The organism is Thioclava marina (genome assembly GCF_002020135.1).
Classification (GTDB): Bacteria; Pseudomonadota; Alphaproteobacteria; order Rhodobacterales; family Rhodobacteraceae; genus Thioclava; species Thioclava marina.
In genome coordinates this window covers 21,760-39,065 of sequence record NZ_MPZS01000002.1, presented here as the reverse complement: position 1 = coordinate 39,065, position 17,306 = coordinate 21,760, and the positions used below count along the sequence as shown (strand labels likewise).

Below are 17,306 nucleotides of genomic sequence, written 5' to 3'. Positions count from 1 at the left end.
CAGGTCGAGGGGGCGCTGCCCCCGCTCGCGTTCCGCGAGCCCCCCGAGATATTTTCATCAAGAAGAAGACCGGTTCGGTCTCGACTTGGCCCAAATATCCCGGGGTGAATTCGGCGCAGCCGGAGAGGGGCGGCGCCCCTAATCAATGCGCAGGTTTTTGCTTCCCGGTGATCGCGCGGTAGATCGGCTGGATCGCGCGGATCACGACCGGGATCAGCACCAGCCCGTAGGCCAGCCCGAAGATACCGTCGAAGAACGCGGTCACAGCCCAGCTGACGAAGCCTTGCGCCGTCGCCACGGCATGAGCGGCGGCTTCCGCCTGGTGGTGGATCCAGTCATAGGGGGCGTGCAGCCCAAGCTCCGCCAGGCCGTGCAGCACGATATTGCCGCCCACCCAGATCATCGCCGCCGTGCCCACGATCATCAGCGCCTTCATCAGCCAGGGCATGAATTTCACCATGCCGCGGCCAAACGCCCGAGTTGCGCCGAAATTTGCGTTTTCGGCCAGCCACAGCCCCACATCGTCGGCCTTCACGATCATCGCGACCGACCCATAGACCAACACCGTCACCCCGATCCCGATCAGCGCGAGCGCGATTGCCTCCATCCAGATCGGCTGGCCCTCCGGCAGGGCAGCGAGGCCGATCGTCATGATTTCGGCCGAGAGGATGAAATCGGTCTTAACCGCCGATTTCACACGCTTTTCTTCGAGGTGGTCGGCGGTCTCGGCGGCGACGTGGCCTTCGGCGTCGGGCTCATGCGGTTTGAAAAGGTGATAGACCTTCTCGGCACCCTCAAAGCAAAGATACGAGCCGCCGAGCATCAGCAGCGGCGTGATCAGCCAGGGCGCGAAAGCCGAGAGCAGCAGCGCTGCAGGCAGCAGGAACACCATCTTGTTGATGATCGAGCCCCAGGCGATTTTCCCCACGATCGGCAATTCCCGGGCGGGTTTGAAACCATGGACATATTTCGGCGTGACGGCGGCATCGTCGATCAGCGCACCGGCCGCTTTGCCGCCCGCCTGGACTGCCTGGCCCGCCGCATCGTCGATCGAGGTCGCCGCGATCTTGGCGATCCCCGCCACGTCGTCGAGCAATGCCAGCAAACCACTCATCGCAAACCCTTTCCTCGTCACCTTTTCGCGACCCTAGGGCGCGGGAGGATAAGCGGCAAGCCTGAAGCGCGGTTCCGCCCATCGGTAGGGGCGCATGAAAAAGGGCGCCTGAAGGCGCCCTGATCCGGGATGTCGGTTGGCTTACAGCCCCAGCTTTTTCGCCACGATCTCGTTGACCGCTTTCGGGTTGGCCTTGCCGCCCGAGGCCTTGATCACCTGGCCTACGAACCAGCCCGCAAGCTTCGGGTTGGCCTTGGCCTTCTCGACCTGATCGGGGTTTGCGGCGATCACCTCGTCCACCGCGGCCTCGATCGCGCCGGTATCGGTGACCTGGATCATGCCGCGCTCTTCCACGATCTTCTCCGGGTCGCCGCCTTCGGTATAGACGATCTCGAAAAGGTCCTTGGCGATCTTGCCCGAGATCTTGTCGGATTTGATCAGCTTGATGATCGCGCCGAGCTGAGCGGGGTTCACGGGGCTGTCGGTGATCGCGCGGTCGTCCTTTTTCAGGCGGCCGAAGAGCTCGTTGATGACCCAGTTCGCGGCGAGCTTGCCGTCACCGGCCTCGGCCACCACGGCCTCGAAGTAATCCGCGTTCTCGACCTCTGCGGTCAGCACCGAGGCGTCGTATTCCGACAGGCCAAGCGCCGTCACGAAGCGCGCCTTCTTCTCGTCGGGCAGTTCGGGCATCGTCGCGGCGATGTCATCGACCCAGGCCTGCTCGATTTCGAGCGGCAGCAGGTCGGGGCAGGGGAAGTAGCGGTAATCATGCGCCTCTTCCTTCGACCGCATCGAGCGCGTCTCGCCCTTGTCGGGATCGTAGAGGCGGGTTTCCTGCACCACTTCGCCGCCGTCTTCCACGATGGCGATCTGGCGACGGGCCTCGTATTCGATCGCTTGCTGGATGAAGCGCATCGAGTTCATGTTCTTGATCTCGCAGCGCGTGCCCAGATGCGAGAAATCGCCGGTCTCCTGGTATTTCTCGTAGGCGCCCGGCTGGCAGATCGAGACGTTCACGTCCGCGCGCAGGTTGCCGTTCTGCATGTTGCCGTCGCAGGTGCCCAGGTAGCGCAGGATCTGGCGCAGCTTGCCGACATAGGCCGCCGCCTCTTCGGGGCCACGGATGTCGGGGCGCGAGACGATTTCCATCAGCGCGACGCCGGTGCGGTTGAGGTCCACGAAGGACATGTGCGGGTCCATGTCGTGGATCGACTTGCCCGCATCCTGCTCGAGGTGGATACGCTCGATGCGCACCTTGCGCGCCACGCCCGGGCCCATGTCTACGATGATCTCACCCTCGCCCACGATGGGGTGATAGAGCTGCGAGATCTGGTAGCCCTGCGGCAGATCCGGGTAGAAATAGTTCTTCCGGTCGAAGGCGGAGGTCAGGTTGATCTCGGCCTTGAGGCCGATACCCGTGCGCACCGCCTGCGCCACGCAGAACTCGTTGATCACGGGCAGCATTCCGGGCATCGCGGCATCGACGAAGGCCACGTTCGAGTTCGGCTCGGCGCCGAACGTGGTCGAGGCGCCGGAGAACAGCTTGGCCTTCGAGGAGACCTGCGCGTGCACCTCGAGCCCGATCACCAGTTCCCAATCCGACTTGGCGCCGGCGATCACCTTGGGTTCGGGGGCTTTGAATTCGAGATGGTCGAGCATGTCCGCATCCTGTCTGATAGGCTTGATCCGCCTTCTAGGACAGGGGCGGGGCGGGGGCAAGAGGGCGCTCCCGCCGCGACCGGGAGTTAGCTGACCTCGACGCCGCGTGCGCTCAATTCCGCACTGAGACGCTCTGCCGAGGGGATCGCCTCGGGGGGCAGGTAGGCGTGGCGCCCATCCGACAGGAAGATCAGGCATTCGAGCCCGCCGAAACGACGTTTGCGGATCTGCGCCGCAGCGATCTGCCGAAGCGGGAAGCTGCCGAGTTGCCGGCCGTTGCGAAACACTTCCATTCGGGCCTGGGTGATGCGCAGCGCGCCGGAGCGGTTGCGCAGAAGGCGCCAGAGCGTGATCAGCAGAAATGTCCAGATCAGCGCGTGTATCCAGTTTTGCGCACCAATTTGCGCCGCGAAATAGAGCAAGCCCATACCAAGGCCGAGCGCGAGGTATCCTCCCGCGCGACGAGCCTGCTTGCGATACTCAAAAGGGATGTCGTCCATGTTTGGTCTTTATTGTTGTCAATGGAAAAGGTTTTGGCTCCAGAACCCGGCAAGGCTTTAGCGCGGCTGGGACAAAATCGGGGCGAAAACGGGCGCTGTCCACGCATCCGTAACAACGGGCTGGATTCCTCGCCATTGTCGGGGGGTGAGGCCGCGAAACGGCGCGCGTTCGGCCCGCGCGCCTTTCCCAAGAGAATCACGCCTCACGCCAGAAGCCGTGTTGTCATCTCCGAGAGGTCGCGGCTCAACCCGTCGCTCGCGCTGATCCGCTCGAGTTCGCTGCGCATCAGGGCCTGCCGCTCGGCATCGTAGCGCTTCCAGGTCTCGAAGGCGGTGGACATGCGCGCGGCCACCTGCGGGTTGACCGGATCGAGCCGGATCAGCCAGTCGGCGTAGAAGCGATACCCAGCCCCGTCCTTGCGGTGAAAGCCCGCATGGTTGGCTGAAAGCCCCGCCATCAGCGCGCGGAATCGGTTCGGGGTCTTCCACGTGAAGAGCGGATCGTCGCTGAGTTCCTCGGCGCGCTCGACCGCGATTTCGGGGGGGCAGGCGGCGAGCTGGGTGATGAACCATTTGTCCATCACCAGCCGATCCGCCTTCCAACGCTCCCGGAAGGCCGAGAGCGCCCCGTCATCGATGCCAGCCTGCACGAGCAGGCTCAGCGCGCCGAGACTTTCGGTCATGTTGGTCGCGCTTTCGAACAGCGTCTGCGCGCGCTGCCCTCCGTCGATCCGATTCAAAAGTCCGGCCGCGGCAAGGCGGAGTGCGCGCTGACCCGCCGGGCGGGGATCGGGGCTATAAGGGCCGGGGACCGCCATCGCGTCATAGATGTCGCCCAATGCGGTCTGGTGGGTTTGTGCAAGCCCGGTCGCCAGCGCCTCGCGCGCAGCATGGATTGCATCCGGATCGGGGGTGATCCCGCGATCATGCAGGGTTTGCGCGATGCCGTCCTCGGAGGGCAATTGCAGACAAAGGGCACGAAAGGCGGGTTCGGCGCTCTCGTCCGCGATCAGCTTGCCGAGGGCCACCGCGTAATCAGGTTGCGCGGGCTTGCCCTGCGCCATTTCCACCAGCGCGTCCTGAGCCAGCTGCCGCCCCGCTTCCCAACGGTTGAACGGGTCGGTGTCATGGGCGAGCAGGAAGGCCAGCTCGTCGGGCGCGACGTTGCGCTCAAGGCTGACCGGGGCCGAAAAGCCGCGCAGGATCGAGGCGACGGGCTTTTGCGGCAGGTTCTCGAAGGTGAAGTCCTGCGTGGCCTCGGTCATCTCCAGAACCTGCGAGGGCGCATGCTCGCGCCCGTCGGGGGTCAAGAGACCAACCGTGATCGGAATATGGCGCGGTGGCTTCTGAGCTTGTCCGGGTGTGGGCTGGGTCACCTGCTCGAAGCGCAGCGTGTAGACCCCGTCGTGATAGGTGTCGCTGACGCGCAGCACCGGAGTGCCTGCATCGGTGTACCAGCGTTTGAACTGGCTGAGGTTACGGCCCGAGCTGTCCTCGAACACCTTCAGCCAATCCTCGATCGTGCAGGCCTGCCCGTCATGGCGCTCGAAATACAGGTCCAGCGCGGCGCGGTAGCCCTCTTCGCCCACCAGCGTGCGCAACATCCCCACGATCTCCGCGCCTTTCTCGTAGACGGTCGCGGTGTAGAAGTTGTTGATCTCCTTGTAGTGATCCGGGCGCGGCGGGTGCGCCAGCGGGCCGCGATCTTCGCGGAACTGGCGCGCGCGCAGCATGATCACGTCGTCGATGCGCTTGACCGGGCCGAGGCGCGTGTCGCGGGTGAAACACTGGTCGCGATAGACGGTCAGTCCTTCCTTGAGGCACAGCTGGAACCAGTCGCGGCAGGTGATGCGGTTGCCGGTCCAGTTGTGGAAATACTCATGCGCGATGATGCCCTCGATGCGCTCGTAATCGGCATCGGTCGCAGTCTCGGGCGAGGCGAGGACCCATTTGGAGTTGAAAATGTTCAACCCCTTGTTCTCCATCGCGCCCATGTTGAAGTCATCGACGGCGACGATGTTGAAGATGTCCAGGTCGTATTCGCGCCCATAGACCTCTTCATCCCATTTCATCGAGCGTTTCAGGGCCTCCAGCGCGAAGTCGCAGCGGTCCTCGTCGCCCTTGCGCACCCATATATTGAGCGCGACCTCGCGGCCCGACATCGTGGTGAAGGTGCCAGAATGCGCGACAAGGTCGCCCGCGACGAGGGCAAAGAGATAGGCGGGTTTGGGCCAGGGATCGGACCATTCGGCATAGCCGGGTTTTTGTGTGACAAGATCGCCATTCGACAGAAGAACGGGAGCGTCACCCGCGATCGTGACATGGAACTTCGCCATCACGTCGGGGCGGTCGGGATAATAGGTGATCTTGCGGAAGCCCTCGGCCTCGCATTGGGTGCAATACATGCCGTTCGACATGTAGAGCCCTTCGAGCGCGGTGTTCGCCTCGGGCACGATGCGCACGACCGTTTCGATCGTGAAGGGCTGTTCGGGCAGCGACGCCGCGTGGATCGTCAGGCCTGTGACACTGACCCGGTATTCGTCTCGCAGCAAGTTGCGTCCATCGATGGCGACCGAGACGAGCTCGAGCTCTTCGCCATCAAGATGAAGCGAGGCTGCGGGTTGCTTCGGGATGAAGGCCATCCGCGCACGAACTTCGGTCCGTTTCGGATCGAGCCGGAAATCGAGATGCACTGTTTCAAGCTCGAAAGGAAAGGGGCGATACTCGTCAAGGCGCTTGGTGACAGTGTCCTGCGTGGTCACATCGTCGGTCATTCTCGAACGGGACTCCTGTGTCTTTTCGGCATGTTAGCTGTGTCTGCTTGGCTGGAAGGCAAACCTTTTGCCTTGAATATGGGTATGCGGATGAAAAAGGGAGGTCAAAACAAGGCTTGGAAAACTGGCGGCAGGATGCCGCTGCTCCTCCCGCGATGCAATACTCACAAGCGGGAAAGAGCCGGATCTGATCGTGTCGTGGGGATCAAGAAGCCGCCACTGGTCAAATGACATCGGCTTTCCGGCGCTCGTCGGCGAAACAGGGGGCGGGGAGCGGCGGTTCTGTGCTTTTGGGCACCATTTTTGACCCTATTGGTCATTTGTTTTTACCGATTTGGTGAAATTTTTCCGCAAAACGCTGGACATTCCCTTCCCACCGTCCCAACTATGTGCCCGTCTCAGCCAAGGGAGGAAGTCATGGCGCAACGGGTCGAGCGGAACGGTCTCAAGGTGGCCGTCGAACTGGCAGCCTTCATCGAGGATCAGGCACTGCCCGGCACGGGTGTCGCAGCCGAGACCTTCTGGGAAGGGCTGTCGAAACTGCTGCACGAGCTGGGGCCGCGCAATCGCGCACTTCTGGACAAGCGCGAGGAAATCCAGTCGAAGCTTGATGACTGGCACGCGCATCACCGTGCGGAAGGCTTCGATTTCGACGCCTACAAGGCGTTCCTGAGCGAGATCGGCTATCTGCTGCCTGAAGGGCCCGATTTCGAGATCGAGACGCCCCCGACGGATCCCGAGTTCGCCACCGTCTGCGGGCCGCAGCTCGTGGTTCCGATCACCAATGCGCGTTATGCGCTCAATGCCGCGAATGCACGCTGGGGCAGCCTTTACGATGCGCTCTACGGTACCGATGCGCTGGGCGACCTGCCGCAGGGCAAGGGCTATGACCCCGAGCGTGGCAATCGCGTGATCGCACGGGCCAAGCAGTTCCTCGACGAAGCCGCCCCGCTTGCCGGCGGCGGCTGGGCCGATGTGACTGCGCTGCGCGTGGAAAACGGCGTCTTCTTCGTGGAGAACGCGGCCGGAGAGACCGGGCTCGCGGATCCGGGCCAGTTCAAGGGCTTCAACACCGACGAAGAGGGCGCGCTGTCGGAAGTGCTGCTCGAAAATAACGGTCTTCATATCGTCATCGAGATCAACCCCGCCACCGAGGTCGGTCAGTCCGATGCCGCAGGCATCGCCGATGTGATGCTGGAAGCCGCGCTCAGCTCGATCATGGATTGCGAGGACTCGGTCGCCTGCGTCGATGCCGAGGACAAGGTTCTGGCCTATGGCAACTGGCTTGGTCTGATGAAGGGCGACCTGCGCGAGAGCGTGAGCAAAGGCGGCGAGAAATTCACCCGGAAACTGGAAGGCGACTATCAGTTCACCGGCGCGGGCGGCGAGGCGATCACGCTCAAGGGCCGGGCGCTGATGCTGGTGCGCAATGTCGGCCACCTGATGACCACTCCCGCGATCCTCACCCGCGATGGCGAAGAGGCGTTCGAGGGGCTGTTGGACGCGATGGTCACCACGCTCTGCGCGATGCATGACCTGAAGAAGACCGAAGGCCCGCGCAACTCGGTCACCGGCTCGGTCTATGTCGTGAAGCCGAAGATGCACGGGCCCGAGGAAGTGGCCTTCGCCAACGAGATCTTCGACCGGGTCGAAGACGTGCTTGGCTTGCCGCAATACACCGTGAAGCTCGGCATCATGGACGAGGAGCGCCGCACCTCGGCCAACCTCAAGGAATGCATCCGCGCCGCCAAGCATCGCGTCGCCTTCATCAACACGGGCTTCCTCGACCGCACCGGCGACGAGATCCACACCTCGATGCAGGCCGGTCCGATGCTGCGCAAGGGCGAGATGAAGGGCCAGCCTTGGATCGAGGCCTATGAGGATCGCAATGTCGATATCGGCCTGAAATGCGGGCTCGCGGGCAAGGCCCAGATCGGCAAGGGGATGTGGGCGATGCCCGACCGGATGGCCGACATGCTGGAGGCCAAGATCGGCCACCCGTTGTCGGGCGCGAACTGCGCCTGGGTGCCCTCGCCGACGGCGGCGACGCTGCACGCCACGCATTACCACAAGGTCGACGTGAAACGCCGCCAGCAGGAGATCGCCGCGATGAACCGTCCCGCGCGGCTCGACGATCTGCTGACCATTCCGCTGGCCGCCGGCAAGAACTACTCCGACGAGGAGATCCGCGACGAGATCGAGAACAACGCGCAGGGTATCCTCGGCTATGTCGTGCGCTGGGTCGATCAGGGTGTGGGTTGTTCCAAGGTGCCTGACATCCACGACGTCGGCCTGATGGAAGACCGCGCGACCTGCCGGATCTCCAGCCAGGCAATCGCGAACTGGCTGGAACATGGCGTGGTGTCGGAAACGCAGGTCATGGAGGCGCTGCGCAAGATGGCCGCGGTCGTCGATCGCCAGAACGAGGGCGACCCCAATTACACTCCGATGTCGCCGGGCTATGACGGGTTCGCCTTCCAGGCGGCTTGCGACCTGTGCTTCCTCGGGACCGTTCAGCCCTCGGGCTATACCGAGCCGGTGCTGCATCAGCGCCGTGCCCAAGTGAAGGAGGAACGCGCATGATCACGCTCGAACAGGCGCAGACGATGATTAACGTGGCGCTGGCAAAAGGCGTCGAAGAGGGCTGGAAGCCGCTATCGGCGGTGGTGCTCGATGCGGGCGGCAACATGCAGGCTTTCGCGCGCGGCGACGGCGCGGCGCCGGGTCGGTTCGATGTCGCGCGGGCCAAGGCCTACGGTGCGGTGATGCTGGGCATGGGCGGCAAGGCGCAGATGGCGCGGGCCGAGGCTCAGGCCTATTTCATGGCCGCAGTGAACGGCATCTATGGCGGCCAGACCTGCCCGGTGCCGGGCGGCGTGCTGATCCGTGACGCCTCGGGGGCCGTTATCGGCGCGATGGGCGTGACGGGCGATTCCTCCGATAACGACGCCGAAGCGGCGCTCGCGGGGATCGCAGCGGCGGGGCTCTCGGGCGAGGCCTGAGTTCAACCGACACAGCTTTCGAGGGGCGGTCCGGCATCTGCGGATCGCCCCTCTTGCGTCGCGCTGATGCCCGAGCGCCCCCTCGCGCCATTGACGCCGTGGCTCGGCTCTGGCAGGGGAGGGCGCAAGCAAGGACCAGAGATCATGAACCTGTTTTCCGATATCCGGGCCGCGGTGATCGCGGCGCTCGACCAGATGGTTTCCGAGGGCACGCTGCCCGCGGGGCTCGATTATGCGAACGTGGCGGTGGAGCCGCCGCGCGATGCGCTGCATGGCGATATGGCGACCAATGCCGCGATGGTGCTGGCCAAGCCTGCGCAGGCGAAGCCGCGCGACATCGCCGAGGCGCTCTCGACGAAACTGGGTGAGGATGCGCGGATCTCGACGGCCGATGTGGCCGGCCCCGGCTTCATCAACCTGCGGCTCGTGCCGTCGGTCTGGGCGGATGTGACGCGAGCGGTGCTGACATCGGGCACGGATTACGGCCGCTCCGATCTGGGGCGCGGCGTGAAGGTCAACGTGGAATATGTCTCGGCGAACCCTACCGGCCCGATGCATGTCGGCCATACGCGCGGTGCGGTGTTCGGCGATGCGCTTGCGAGCCTGCTGGATTTCGCGGGCTACGACGTCACGCGCGAATATTACATCAACGACGGCGGCGCGCAGGTCGATGTTCTGGCTCGCTCCGCCTATGAGCGTTACCGCGAGGCTTGCGGCCTCGAGCCGGAGATCCGCGAAGGTCTTTATCCGGGCGACTACCTGATCCCGGTGGGCGAGGCGCTGAAGGCCAAATATGGCGAGAGCCTGCTCGACAAGCCCGAAGAGGACTGGCTCTCGGATGTGCGTGAATTCGCGACCGAGAAGATGATGGACATGATCCGCGAGGATCTGGCGCTTCTCGGTGTGAAGATGGATGTCTTCTATTCCGAGAAATCGCTCTATGGCACCGGCCAGATCGAGGCGGCGCTCAAGCGGCTCGAAGATCTGGGTCTGATCTATGAGGGCGTGCTCGAGCCGCCCAAAGGCAAACTGCCGGAAGATTGGGAAGAGCGCGAACAGACGCTCTTCAAATCGACCGACTATGGCGATGACGTGGATCGTCCGGTGAAGAAATCGGATGGCAGCTGGACTTATTTCGCCCCTGATATCGCCTATCACTGGACCAAGATCGAGCGCGGTTTCGATTTGCTGATCGACGTCTTCGGTGCCGATCACGGTGGCTATGTGAAGCGGATGAAAGCGGCCGTCGCGGCGCTTTCGGAGAACAAGGTCACGCTCGATATCAAGCTCATCCAGCTGGTGAAGCTCTTCAAGAACGGCGAGCCCTTCAAGATGTCGAAGCGCGCGGGCACCTTCGTGACGCTGCGAGACGTGGTCGAGCAGGCCGGAGCGGGCGTGACGCGCTTCCACATGCTCACGCGCAAGAACGACGCGCCGCTCGATTTCGACTTCGACAAGGTGCTGGAGCAATCCAAGGATAACCCGGTCTTCTACGTGCAATACGCCCATGCGCGGGTGTGTTCGGTGCTGCGCAAGGCGGCCGAGGCGGGCTGGGACATGTCGGATGCGCGTCTTGCCACGGTCTCGCTTTCGGGTGAATGGCATGAGGCCGAGCTGACGCTGGTCAAGAAGATCGCGGAATTCCCGCGTCTGGTGGAAATCGCCGCGCGGGCGAACGAGCCGCATCGGGTCGCGTTCTACCTCTATGATCTGGCCTCGGACCTGCACAGCCTGTGGAATCGTGGCAATGACGATCTGTCGCTGCGCTTCCTGCAAGAGGGCGACGAGGACGCATCGGCGGCGAAAATCGCCCTTGCCCGGGCCTGCGCCGTTGTCATTTCCGCCGGTCTTGCTATTCTTGGCGTGACCCCGGCTGAAGAGATGCGCTAACGCACGCCGCCGGGAACAGGCAATTCCCGGGCAACCGGACAAGGCCGGATAACCGGCGGCGAGGCGACGAGCATGGCGACCTACGACTACCGCGAGGGTGGGGGTTACGGGTATGAATACCCGCAGCCCCATTACGCACATCCCGAAGAGCCCGCAGCCGAACCCGCGCCGCGGGCCATGTCGCGCTGGGTGAATGTGGCGGGCGCGCTGACCTCGGTGGCGATGCTCGGTGGGCTCGTGGTCTGGGGCTACCAGCTCGCGATGCGCGATCTCAATGGCGTTCCGGTGATCCGTGCGATGGATGGGCCTGCGCGTATCGCGCCCGAGGATCCGGGCGGGGAGCTTGCGCGCCACACCGGATTGGCGGTGAACGATGTCGCGGGCACCGGGCAGGCAGCCCCCGCGCCCGATCAGGTGACGCTCGCGCCGGCGCCCGAAGGATTCACTGACGAAGATTTGCCGATGGGAGAGCTGGCGCGCGAGATGGAAGGTGCCGACGGCGCTCCCGAGACCGCCGCTGGAGGTGACGCGGTCGCCGCGGCTGTCTCAGCGGTCACGCCCGCCGTGCTCAACGCCGATCCTGACCAGATCGCCGCTGCCGAAAGTCCCGTTCAGCCCGCAGCCTTCAGCCCGGCCGAACCCGAGAGCCGCCCCGATGAAGTGGCCGCCGAGGCTGAAGCCGCTGCCGAGGACGTGACCGGTGTGATCCCGGCTTCCGTTCCCGGCGTCGCCCGCTCGCCGCGCCCCATGGTGAAGCCGATGCGTGACACGCTTCTCGCGGCGGCGCTCGAGAGGGCCGTGACCTCGCAGATGTCGGGCAACGCGGCAGAGGCGGGTGTTGTCGATCTCGATCCGGGTCAGCTCTCGTCGGGCACGCGGCTCGTGCAGCTCGGCGCCTTCGACACTGCCGAAGACGCGAAAGGCGAATGGGATCGGATCGCGACGCGGTTCGATGCCCTGATGGCAGGCAAGAAGCGGGTGATCCAGAAAGCGAGTTCGGGCGGGCGCGATTTCTACCGTCTGCGGGTCGCCGGGTTTAACGATGTGACCGAGGCGCGCCAGTTCTGCGCCGCGCTTCTGGCCGAACGGCAAAACTGCATTCCGACACAGGTGCGCTGATGGGCGTCGCCGCGATCTTCGGCTGCGAGGGCCCGGAGCTTACCGCAGTCGAGCGCGATTTCTTCCGCGAGGCCGACCCTTGGGGCTTCATCCTCTTCGCGCGCAATATCGACACGCCTGAACAACTCGCGCGCCTCACTGATGCCTTGCGCGGCGCCGTTGGGCGCGATGCGCCGATCCTGATCGATCAGGAGGGCGGGCGCGTGCAGCGGATGCGTGCCCCCCATTGGCGCGAATGGCCGCCGCCGCTGGAGCAGGCCGCGCGGGCAGGGGAGGGCGCGTCGCGTTCCTTCTGGCTGCGCTCGCGGATCATGGCCGAAGAGTTGCGCGCCGTGGGTATCGACACCAATTGCGCGCCCACCTGCGATATCGCCGGGCCTCTGACCCATCCCTTCCTGCAAAACCGTTGCCTGGGCCAGGATACGGCCAGCGTGATCGCCAATGCCCGCGCCACCGCGGAAGGGCTGCTGGCGGGCGGCGTGCTGCCGGTGATCAAGCACATTCCCGGCCACGGGCGTGCGGTGGCCGACAGCCACAAGGATCTGCCGGTCGTCGAGGCGTCCAAGGCCGATCTGACCGCAAGTGATTTCGCGCCCTTCAAGGCGCTCTCCGATCTGCCGCTGGGCATGACCGCGCATATCCGCTTTACCGCGCTTGATGATGCGCCCGCGACGCAAAGCGCGAAGGTCATCGCGATGATCCGCGAGGAGATCGGCTTTGGTGGCCTGCTGATGAGCGACGATATCGGCATGGAGGCGCTTGCGGGCGGCTTCGGCACCCGCGCGGCCGCCGCGCTCGCCGCAGGTTGCGATCTGGTGCTGCATTGCAAGGGCGACATGCCCGCGATGGAAGAGGTTGCGCTCGCCGCGCCGGTGATGAGCGATCAGGCGATCGCGCGGGGAGAGGCCGCCCTCGACCGCCGCCAACCGCCCGAGTCTGTTGACATGGCCGCGCTCGATGCCGAACTTGAGGCATTGTTGAGCGGCAGGGCGCATGGCTGAACCCGAAAACCTGTTTCAGACCCAATCGGTGGCGGATCGGCTTCAGGCCGAGGCGCTGATCGTCGATGTCGACGGGTTCGAGGGGCCGCTCGATCTGTTGCTGACGCTGTCGCGCACGCAGAAGGTGGATCTGCGCAAGATCTCGGTGCTGCAACTGGCCGAGCAATATCTGGCCTTCGTGGAGCGCGCCAAGGCGCTCAGGATCGAGCTTGCCGCCGATTATCTCGTCATGGCGGCCTGGCTTGCCTTCCTGAAGTCGCGCCTTTTGCTGCCGCCCGATCCAGAAGCCGAGGGGCCGAGCGCCGAGGACATGGCCGCCCATCTGGCTTTCCAGCTCGAACGTCTGCAGGCGATGCGCGAGAGCGCAGCGCAGCTGATGGCGCGCGACCGGCTGGGCCGCGATACTTTCGTGCGCGGCGTCTCCGAGGAAGTCGCGCGGGTGCGCAAGATCACCTATACAGCCTCGTTGATGGAGCTGATGCAGGCCTACGCCCGCATCCGCACCCGCGACGAGTTCCGTCCCTATGCCTTTGATCGCACCAACGTCTTCACCATGGAAGAGGCGCTCGACCGGATGCGCGGGCTGATCGGCTTTGCGGGCGACTGGTCGGAACTGACGACCTTCCTGCCCGATGGCTGGGCCTCTGATCCCAAGCGCCGCCGCTCGGCCACCGCCGCGACCTTCGCGGCCTCTCTGGAGATGGCCAAGCAAGGCCAGATCGAGATCCGCCAGAGCGATACGTTCCAACCCATTTCGATCCGGAAGAAGACATGAGCGACGAGCCGGAAGTGACCGACGAAAAAGAACAGACGCTGTTCGCGGCCCCGCCCATCGCGGAGCAGGAACGGATGGTCGAGGCGATCCTGTTTGCCTCCGCCGAGCCGGTGACGATCCGCGAGATGGAAGAGCGCATGCCGCATGGCTGTGACCCGGCCGAGGCGCTGGTGCATCTGCGCAAGCGCTACGAGGGGCGCGGCGTGCGCGTGGTGAAAGTGGGCGAGGCCTGGGCCGTGCGCACAGCCCCCGATCTGGCCTTCCTGATGCAGAAGGAAACGGTCGAGGAGCGCAAACTTTCCCGCGCCGCGATCGAGACGCTCGCCATCATCGCCTATCACCAGCCCGTCACCCGCGCCGAGATCGAGGAAATCCGCGGCGTCGCCGTCTCGCGCGGCACGATCGACCAGCTCCTCGAGATGGAATGGATCCGTTTCGGCCGCCGCCGCATGACCCCGGGCCGCCCCGTGACTTTCGTCGTCACCCAAGGTTTTCTGGATCATTTCAGCCTCGAGAGCGCCCGCGACCTGCCGGGCCTCAAGGAGCTGCGCGCGGCAGGGTTACTGGACTCGCGCCCCCTTCCCGGTGCAAGCTCGGACGAAGACGACGAGGACGAGGCGCAAACCGGCCAGTCCGAACTTTTCGAGGATTGAAAGCGGCTTCTCCCATGAACCTCAACCAGATCATCAACATGATCATCCGCATGCTGGTCCGTCGCGGGATCAACTGGGGGATCAACAAGGGCGTCGGTATGGCGTCAAAGCGGGGCAAGTCACCGCAAGAGATGACCCCCGAGGAGCGCAAGGCCCAGCAGACCACCCGCGAGGCGGTAAAGCGGGCGCGAAAGGCTGCACGGATTACGCGGAAGTTGTGAGGGGGCGACGGCGGGACGGTTTCGCGGACGAAGCTGACGTTCTATGTAGTTACTTATATGTCCGCTTCACACGGCTCACGGCATGCCCATAGCCCCGCGTGGTCACGCGAATTGACACTAATCAATTGATGCGGTGCTCCTTGCTGTAAGCTTCAATTGATGGATTTTCCGAGCCGGACACTCAGAACGGGCATGGCCAGAAGACATGCGTTTCAGCCTTCTCAAAGCATTCGAATACTTCGCCGGCGGGCTCTGGACCGTCTGGGGCGGACGGAAGAGAATCGGGGCCAGACAACGCCGCAATCTGCAGCGCTTGGTGGAAAAGGCACGACGCGACTCGCCGTTGTTTCAACGTCTTTATGCGGATGTTCCGCCATCGGCCGAGGTCGAGCTGAGCGACTTGCCGGTGACCTGCAAACCGGATCTCATGCGAGACTTTGGCGACTGGCTGACGATCCGGTCTCTTCCCCTCGAGAGGGTGCGCGAACATCTCCGCGATATCTCCAAGGTTGGCGTGCCCATCGACGACTTCGCAGTTTTCCAAACCTCTGGAACGTCGGGCGAGCCGGCGGTCATCGTGTTGTCTTCATCGTTCCTGGAATATGCCTATGGTATCATGCTGGCGCGTTTCGAGCGGTATCATTGGAAGCTTATGCGGGACCTTCGCAAGCGCGGCGCGAGGGTGACTATCACTGGCGGGAACGGCCACTTCGCCGGAAACGGGTTTAACAAACTGGTACAACGGCTGAGCCCGACATTGGCGAGGGGGCTCGGCGTGACCTTCATCGAGGCCGAGCAGCCGATCGATCAGCTCGTTGACAAGCTCAACGCGATCGCGAACGTCGCTTGGATCGTGACCTATCCCAGTATGTTGACTATCCTCGTCAAGGAAAAGGAGGCCGGGCGCCTGCAGATCGAGCCTGCGCTTTTCAGCTGCGGGGGCGAAACCCTCACGGATGAACTTCGTGAACGGGTCCTGCAGGCCTTCCCCTCACTTAAATACGGCATTGCCGACCCCTATGGCTGCACCGAATGTTTGGTGCTTTCGTTCGAATGCAGCCACGGACGCAAGCATGTAAACGAGGACTGGGTCATCCTCGAAGCGGTCGACGAGGCGATGCGACCTGTTCCCGATGGCACATTGTCGGCGACCGTGTTGCTGACGGTGCTCGCCAACGAGGTTCAGCCCTTCATCCGATACGACCTTGGAGATTGCGTTCGTTACCACACGGACCGTTGCCCCTGCGGGTCACCGTTTCGAAGTTTTCAGGTGGTAGGACGCCAGGCGACGCTGGTTCATGTAGGCGACGTCACGCTGTCGCCGCTCGTCTTCGATCTGGAACACGAAAGCGCGCGGCGCGTCCAATTGGTCCAGACCGGCGGCAGGCAATTCGAGCTGCGGATAGAACCGACCGATGGGGCGAAAGCGGAAGATGCCTTTCCCGAGGTCATCGAGGCGGTGAAACGCGTGTTTCGCGACAACGGGCTAGTGGACGTCACAGTGCGCGCAAGCAAGAAGCTTCCCGAATTCACAGCGAGTGGCAAATTCCACGAAGTGGTGCCTCTGCGAAGCACCGACGCACGAAATGTGACACGATCGGTTAGCCGTCTGCCCGCGACCGAGTGATGATATGAGCGAGCTACAATTCCGTTCACCTGGGAACCTTCGGCCCCGTCACGAAGCCGCCCTCTGCCGCAGCGCTCACGATAGGTGATTAGCGCTCAATCCGGCCTACCGCCCCTGCCGCCGCGCCATGAACGCCAGCCGTTCGAACAGGTGCACGTCCTGCTCGTTCTTCAGCAGCGCCCCGTGCAGTTTCGGCAGCAGGTTGGCGCCTTCGCGTTTCAGGTCCTCGGGGTTCAGATCTTCGGCCAGCAGCAGTTTCAGCCAGTCGAGCACCTCGCTCGTCGAGGGCTTCTTCTTCAGGCCCGGCGTCTCGCGGATCTCGTAGAACTGGCTCAGCGCCTCGGTCAGCAGGCGGTCCTTGATGTAGGGGAAGTGGACGGCGACGATCTGGCGCATCACCTCCGCGTCCGGGAAGCGGATGTAGTGGAAGAAGCAGCGGCGCAGGAAGGCGTCGGGCAGTTCCTTCTCGTTATTCGAGGTGATGATGACGACGGGGCGGTGGGCTGCGCGGATCGTTTCGCCGGTCTCGTAGACATGGAACTCCATCTTGTCGAGTTCCTGCAAAAGGTCGTTCGGGAACTCGATATCGGCCTTGTCGATCTCGTCGATCAAGAGCACGACCTTCTGCCCCGCTTCGAAAGCCTGCCAGAGCTTGCCCTTGCGGATGTAGTTCTTCACGTCATTGACGCGTTCGTCGCCCAGCTGGCTGTCGCGCAGTCGGCTGACAGCATCATATTCATACAGCCCCTGCTGCGCCTTGGTGGTGGATTTGATGTTCCACTCGACCATTTCCATCCCCAGGCTTGCCGCCACCTGCCGTGCCAGTTCCGTTTTGCCGGTGCCGGGCTCGCCCTTCACCAGAAGCGGGCGTTCGAGCGCTACGGCGGCATTCACCGCCACTGTCAGATCGGGCGGGGCAACGTAGGAATCGGTCGATTGGAATTGCACGGTGTCAGGCTCCGGCTGGCAGG

14 protein-coding genes are annotated in these 17,306 nt (G+C 63.7%); 9 read left to right on the top strand and 5 right to left on the bottom strand.

Annotated features, from left to right (window positions below; translation table 11 throughout):
- Positions 1-142: 142 nt before the first annotated feature.
- From BMG00_RS10400 to pepN, 4 genes are all read right to left on the bottom strand, one after another.
- Positions 143-1,114, bottom strand: coding sequence for a DUF808 domain-containing protein (locus tag BMG00_RS10400; RefSeq protein WP_078574309.1), 972 nt, complete (start codon positions 1,112-1,114; stop codon positions 143-145).
- 141 nt (positions 1,115-1,255) lie between these two features.
- Positions 1,256-2,773: an Asp-tRNA(Asn)/Glu-tRNA(Gln) amidotransferase subunit GatB gene (gatB, locus tag BMG00_RS10395; RefSeq protein ID WP_078574308.1), complete on the bottom strand. Its 1,518-nt coding sequence runs from the start codon at positions 2,771-2,773 to the stop codon at positions 1,256-1,258.
- An 86-nt stretch (positions 2,774-2,859) separates the two neighbouring features.
- Complete coding sequence (locus BMG00_RS10390; RefSeq protein ID WP_078529696.1) at positions 2,860-3,273, bottom strand: hypothetical protein; 414 nt, start codon at positions 3,271-3,273, stop codon at positions 2,860-2,862.
- A gap of 203 nt (positions 3,274-3,476) precedes the next feature.
- Entirely contained in the window at positions 3,477-6,047 is a 2,571-nt protein-coding gene (gene pepN, locus BMG00_RS10385) for an aminopeptidase N (protein ID WP_078574307.1), read from the bottom strand.
- Positions 6,048-6,464: 417 nt separating this feature from the next.
- On the opposite strand from pepN, the gene BMG00_RS10380 reads away from it, so the two are divergent.
- The 9 genes from BMG00_RS10380 (at position 6,465) to BMG00_RS10340 (ending at position 16,335) form a co-directional block, all read left to right on the top strand.
- Entirely contained in the window at positions 6,465-8,630 is a 2,166-nt protein-coding gene (locus tag BMG00_RS10380) for a malate synthase G (RefSeq protein WP_078574306.1), read from the top strand.
- Positions 8,627-9,049 carry a GlcG/HbpS family heme-binding protein gene (locus BMG00_RS10375; protein WP_078529693.1) on the top strand — a complete coding sequence of 141 codons (423 nt, stop codon included), beginning with the start codon at positions 8,627-8,629 and terminating at the stop codon, positions 9,047-9,049. The genes BMG00_RS10380 and BMG00_RS10375 overlap by 4 nt, the downstream gene beginning before the upstream one ends.
- Before the next feature lie 144 nt (positions 9,050-9,193).
- Positions 9,194-10,939, top strand: coding sequence for an arginine--tRNA ligase (argS, locus tag BMG00_RS10370; protein WP_078574305.1), 1,746 nt, complete (start codon positions 9,194-9,196; stop codon positions 10,937-10,939).
- Positions 10,940-11,011: 72 nt separating this feature from the next.
- The gene (locus tag BMG00_RS10365) at positions 11,012-12,058 is read left to right on the top strand and encodes an SPOR domain-containing protein (protein ID WP_078574304.1); all 1,047 of its coding nucleotides are present in this window, start codon (positions 11,012-11,014) and stop codon (positions 12,056-12,058) included.
- On the top strand, positions 12,058-13,059 hold the full coding sequence (locus BMG00_RS10360) for a glycoside hydrolase family 3 N-terminal domain-containing protein (RefSeq protein WP_078574303.1): 1,002 nt from the start codon (positions 12,058-12,060) through the stop codon (positions 13,057-13,059). Before BMG00_RS10365 ends, BMG00_RS10360 begins: the two co-directional genes overlap by 1 nt.
- A complete protein-coding gene (locus BMG00_RS10355; protein WP_078529685.1) occupies positions 13,052-13,834 on the top strand; it encodes a segregation and condensation protein A in 783 nt (260 codons plus the stop codon). Before BMG00_RS10360 ends, BMG00_RS10355 begins: the two co-directional genes overlap by 8 nt.
- Positions 13,831-14,487, top strand: a complete 657-nt coding sequence (gene scpB, locus BMG00_RS10350; RefSeq protein ID WP_211274125.1) for an SMC-Scp complex subunit ScpB — start codon at positions 13,831-13,833, stop codon at positions 14,485-14,487. The genes BMG00_RS10355 and scpB overlap by 4 nt, the downstream gene beginning before the upstream one ends.
- A 14-nt stretch (positions 14,488-14,501) precedes the next feature.
- Positions 14,502-14,708 (top strand): hypothetical protein, encoded by a 207-nt coding sequence (locus BMG00_RS10345; RefSeq protein WP_245795014.1) that lies wholly within the window; start codon positions 14,502-14,504, stop codon positions 14,706-14,708.
- A 205-nt stretch (positions 14,709-14,913) separates the two neighbouring features.
- Positions 14,914-16,335 carry a phenylacetate--CoA ligase family protein gene (locus BMG00_RS10340; protein ID WP_245795013.1) on the top strand — a complete coding sequence of 474 codons (1,422 nt, stop codon included), beginning with the start codon at positions 14,914-14,916 and terminating at the stop codon, positions 16,333-16,335.
- Between the two features lie 105 nt (positions 16,336-16,440).
- On the opposite strand, the gene BMG00_RS10335 is transcribed toward BMG00_RS10340, so the two are convergent.
- Complete coding sequence (locus tag BMG00_RS10335; RefSeq protein WP_078574302.1) at positions 16,441-17,283, bottom strand: AAA family ATPase; 843 nt, start codon at positions 17,281-17,283, stop codon at positions 16,441-16,443.
- Positions 17,284-17,306 lie beyond the last annotated feature (23 nt).

Bases quoted from the DNA above. Each gene is read 5' to 3' on its own strand.
- BMG00_RS10400 (WP_078574309.1), bottom strand. From the start codon at position 1,114: ATGAGTGGTTTGCTGGCATTGCTCGACGACGTGGCGGGGATCGCCAAG.
- gatB (WP_078574308.1), bottom strand. From the start codon at position 2,773: ATGCTCGACCATCTCGAATTCAAAGCCCCCGAACCCAAGGTGATCGCC.
- BMG00_RS10390 (WP_078529696.1), bottom strand. From the start codon at position 3,273: ATGGACGACATCCCTTTTGAGTATCGCAAGCAGGCTCGTCGCGCGGGA.
- pepN (WP_078574307.1), bottom strand. From the start codon at position 6,047: ATGACCGACGATGTGACCACGCAGGACACTGTCACCAAGCGCCTTGAC.
- BMG00_RS10380 (WP_078574306.1), top strand. From the start codon at position 6,465: ATGGCGCAACGGGTCGAGCGGAACGGTCTCAAGGTGGCCGTCGAACTG.
- BMG00_RS10375 (WP_078529693.1), top strand. From the start codon at position 8,627: ATGATCACGCTCGAACAGGCGCAGACGATGATTAACGTGGCGCTGGCA.
- argS (WP_078574305.1), top strand. From the start codon at position 9,194: ATGAACCTGTTTTCCGATATCCGGGCCGCGGTGATCGCGGCGCTCGAC.
- BMG00_RS10365 (WP_078574304.1), top strand. From the start codon at position 11,012: ATGGCGACCTACGACTACCGCGAGGGTGGGGGTTACGGGTATGAATAC.
- BMG00_RS10360 (WP_078574303.1), top strand. From the start codon at position 12,058: ATGGGCGTCGCCGCGATCTTCGGCTGCGAGGGCCCGGAGCTTACCGCA.
- BMG00_RS10355 (WP_078529685.1), top strand. From the start codon at position 13,052: ATGGCTGAACCCGAAAACCTGTTTCAGACCCAATCGGTGGCGGATCGG.
- scpB (WP_211274125.1), top strand. From the start codon at position 13,831: ATGAGCGACGAGCCGGAAGTGACCGACGAAAAAGAACAGACGCTGTTC.
- BMG00_RS10345 (WP_245795014.1), top strand. From the start codon at position 14,502: ATGAACCTCAACCAGATCATCAACATGATCATCCGCATGCTGGTCCGT.
- BMG00_RS10340 (WP_245795013.1), top strand. From the start codon at position 14,914: ATGCGTTTCAGCCTTCTCAAAGCATTCGAATACTTCGCCGGCGGGCTC.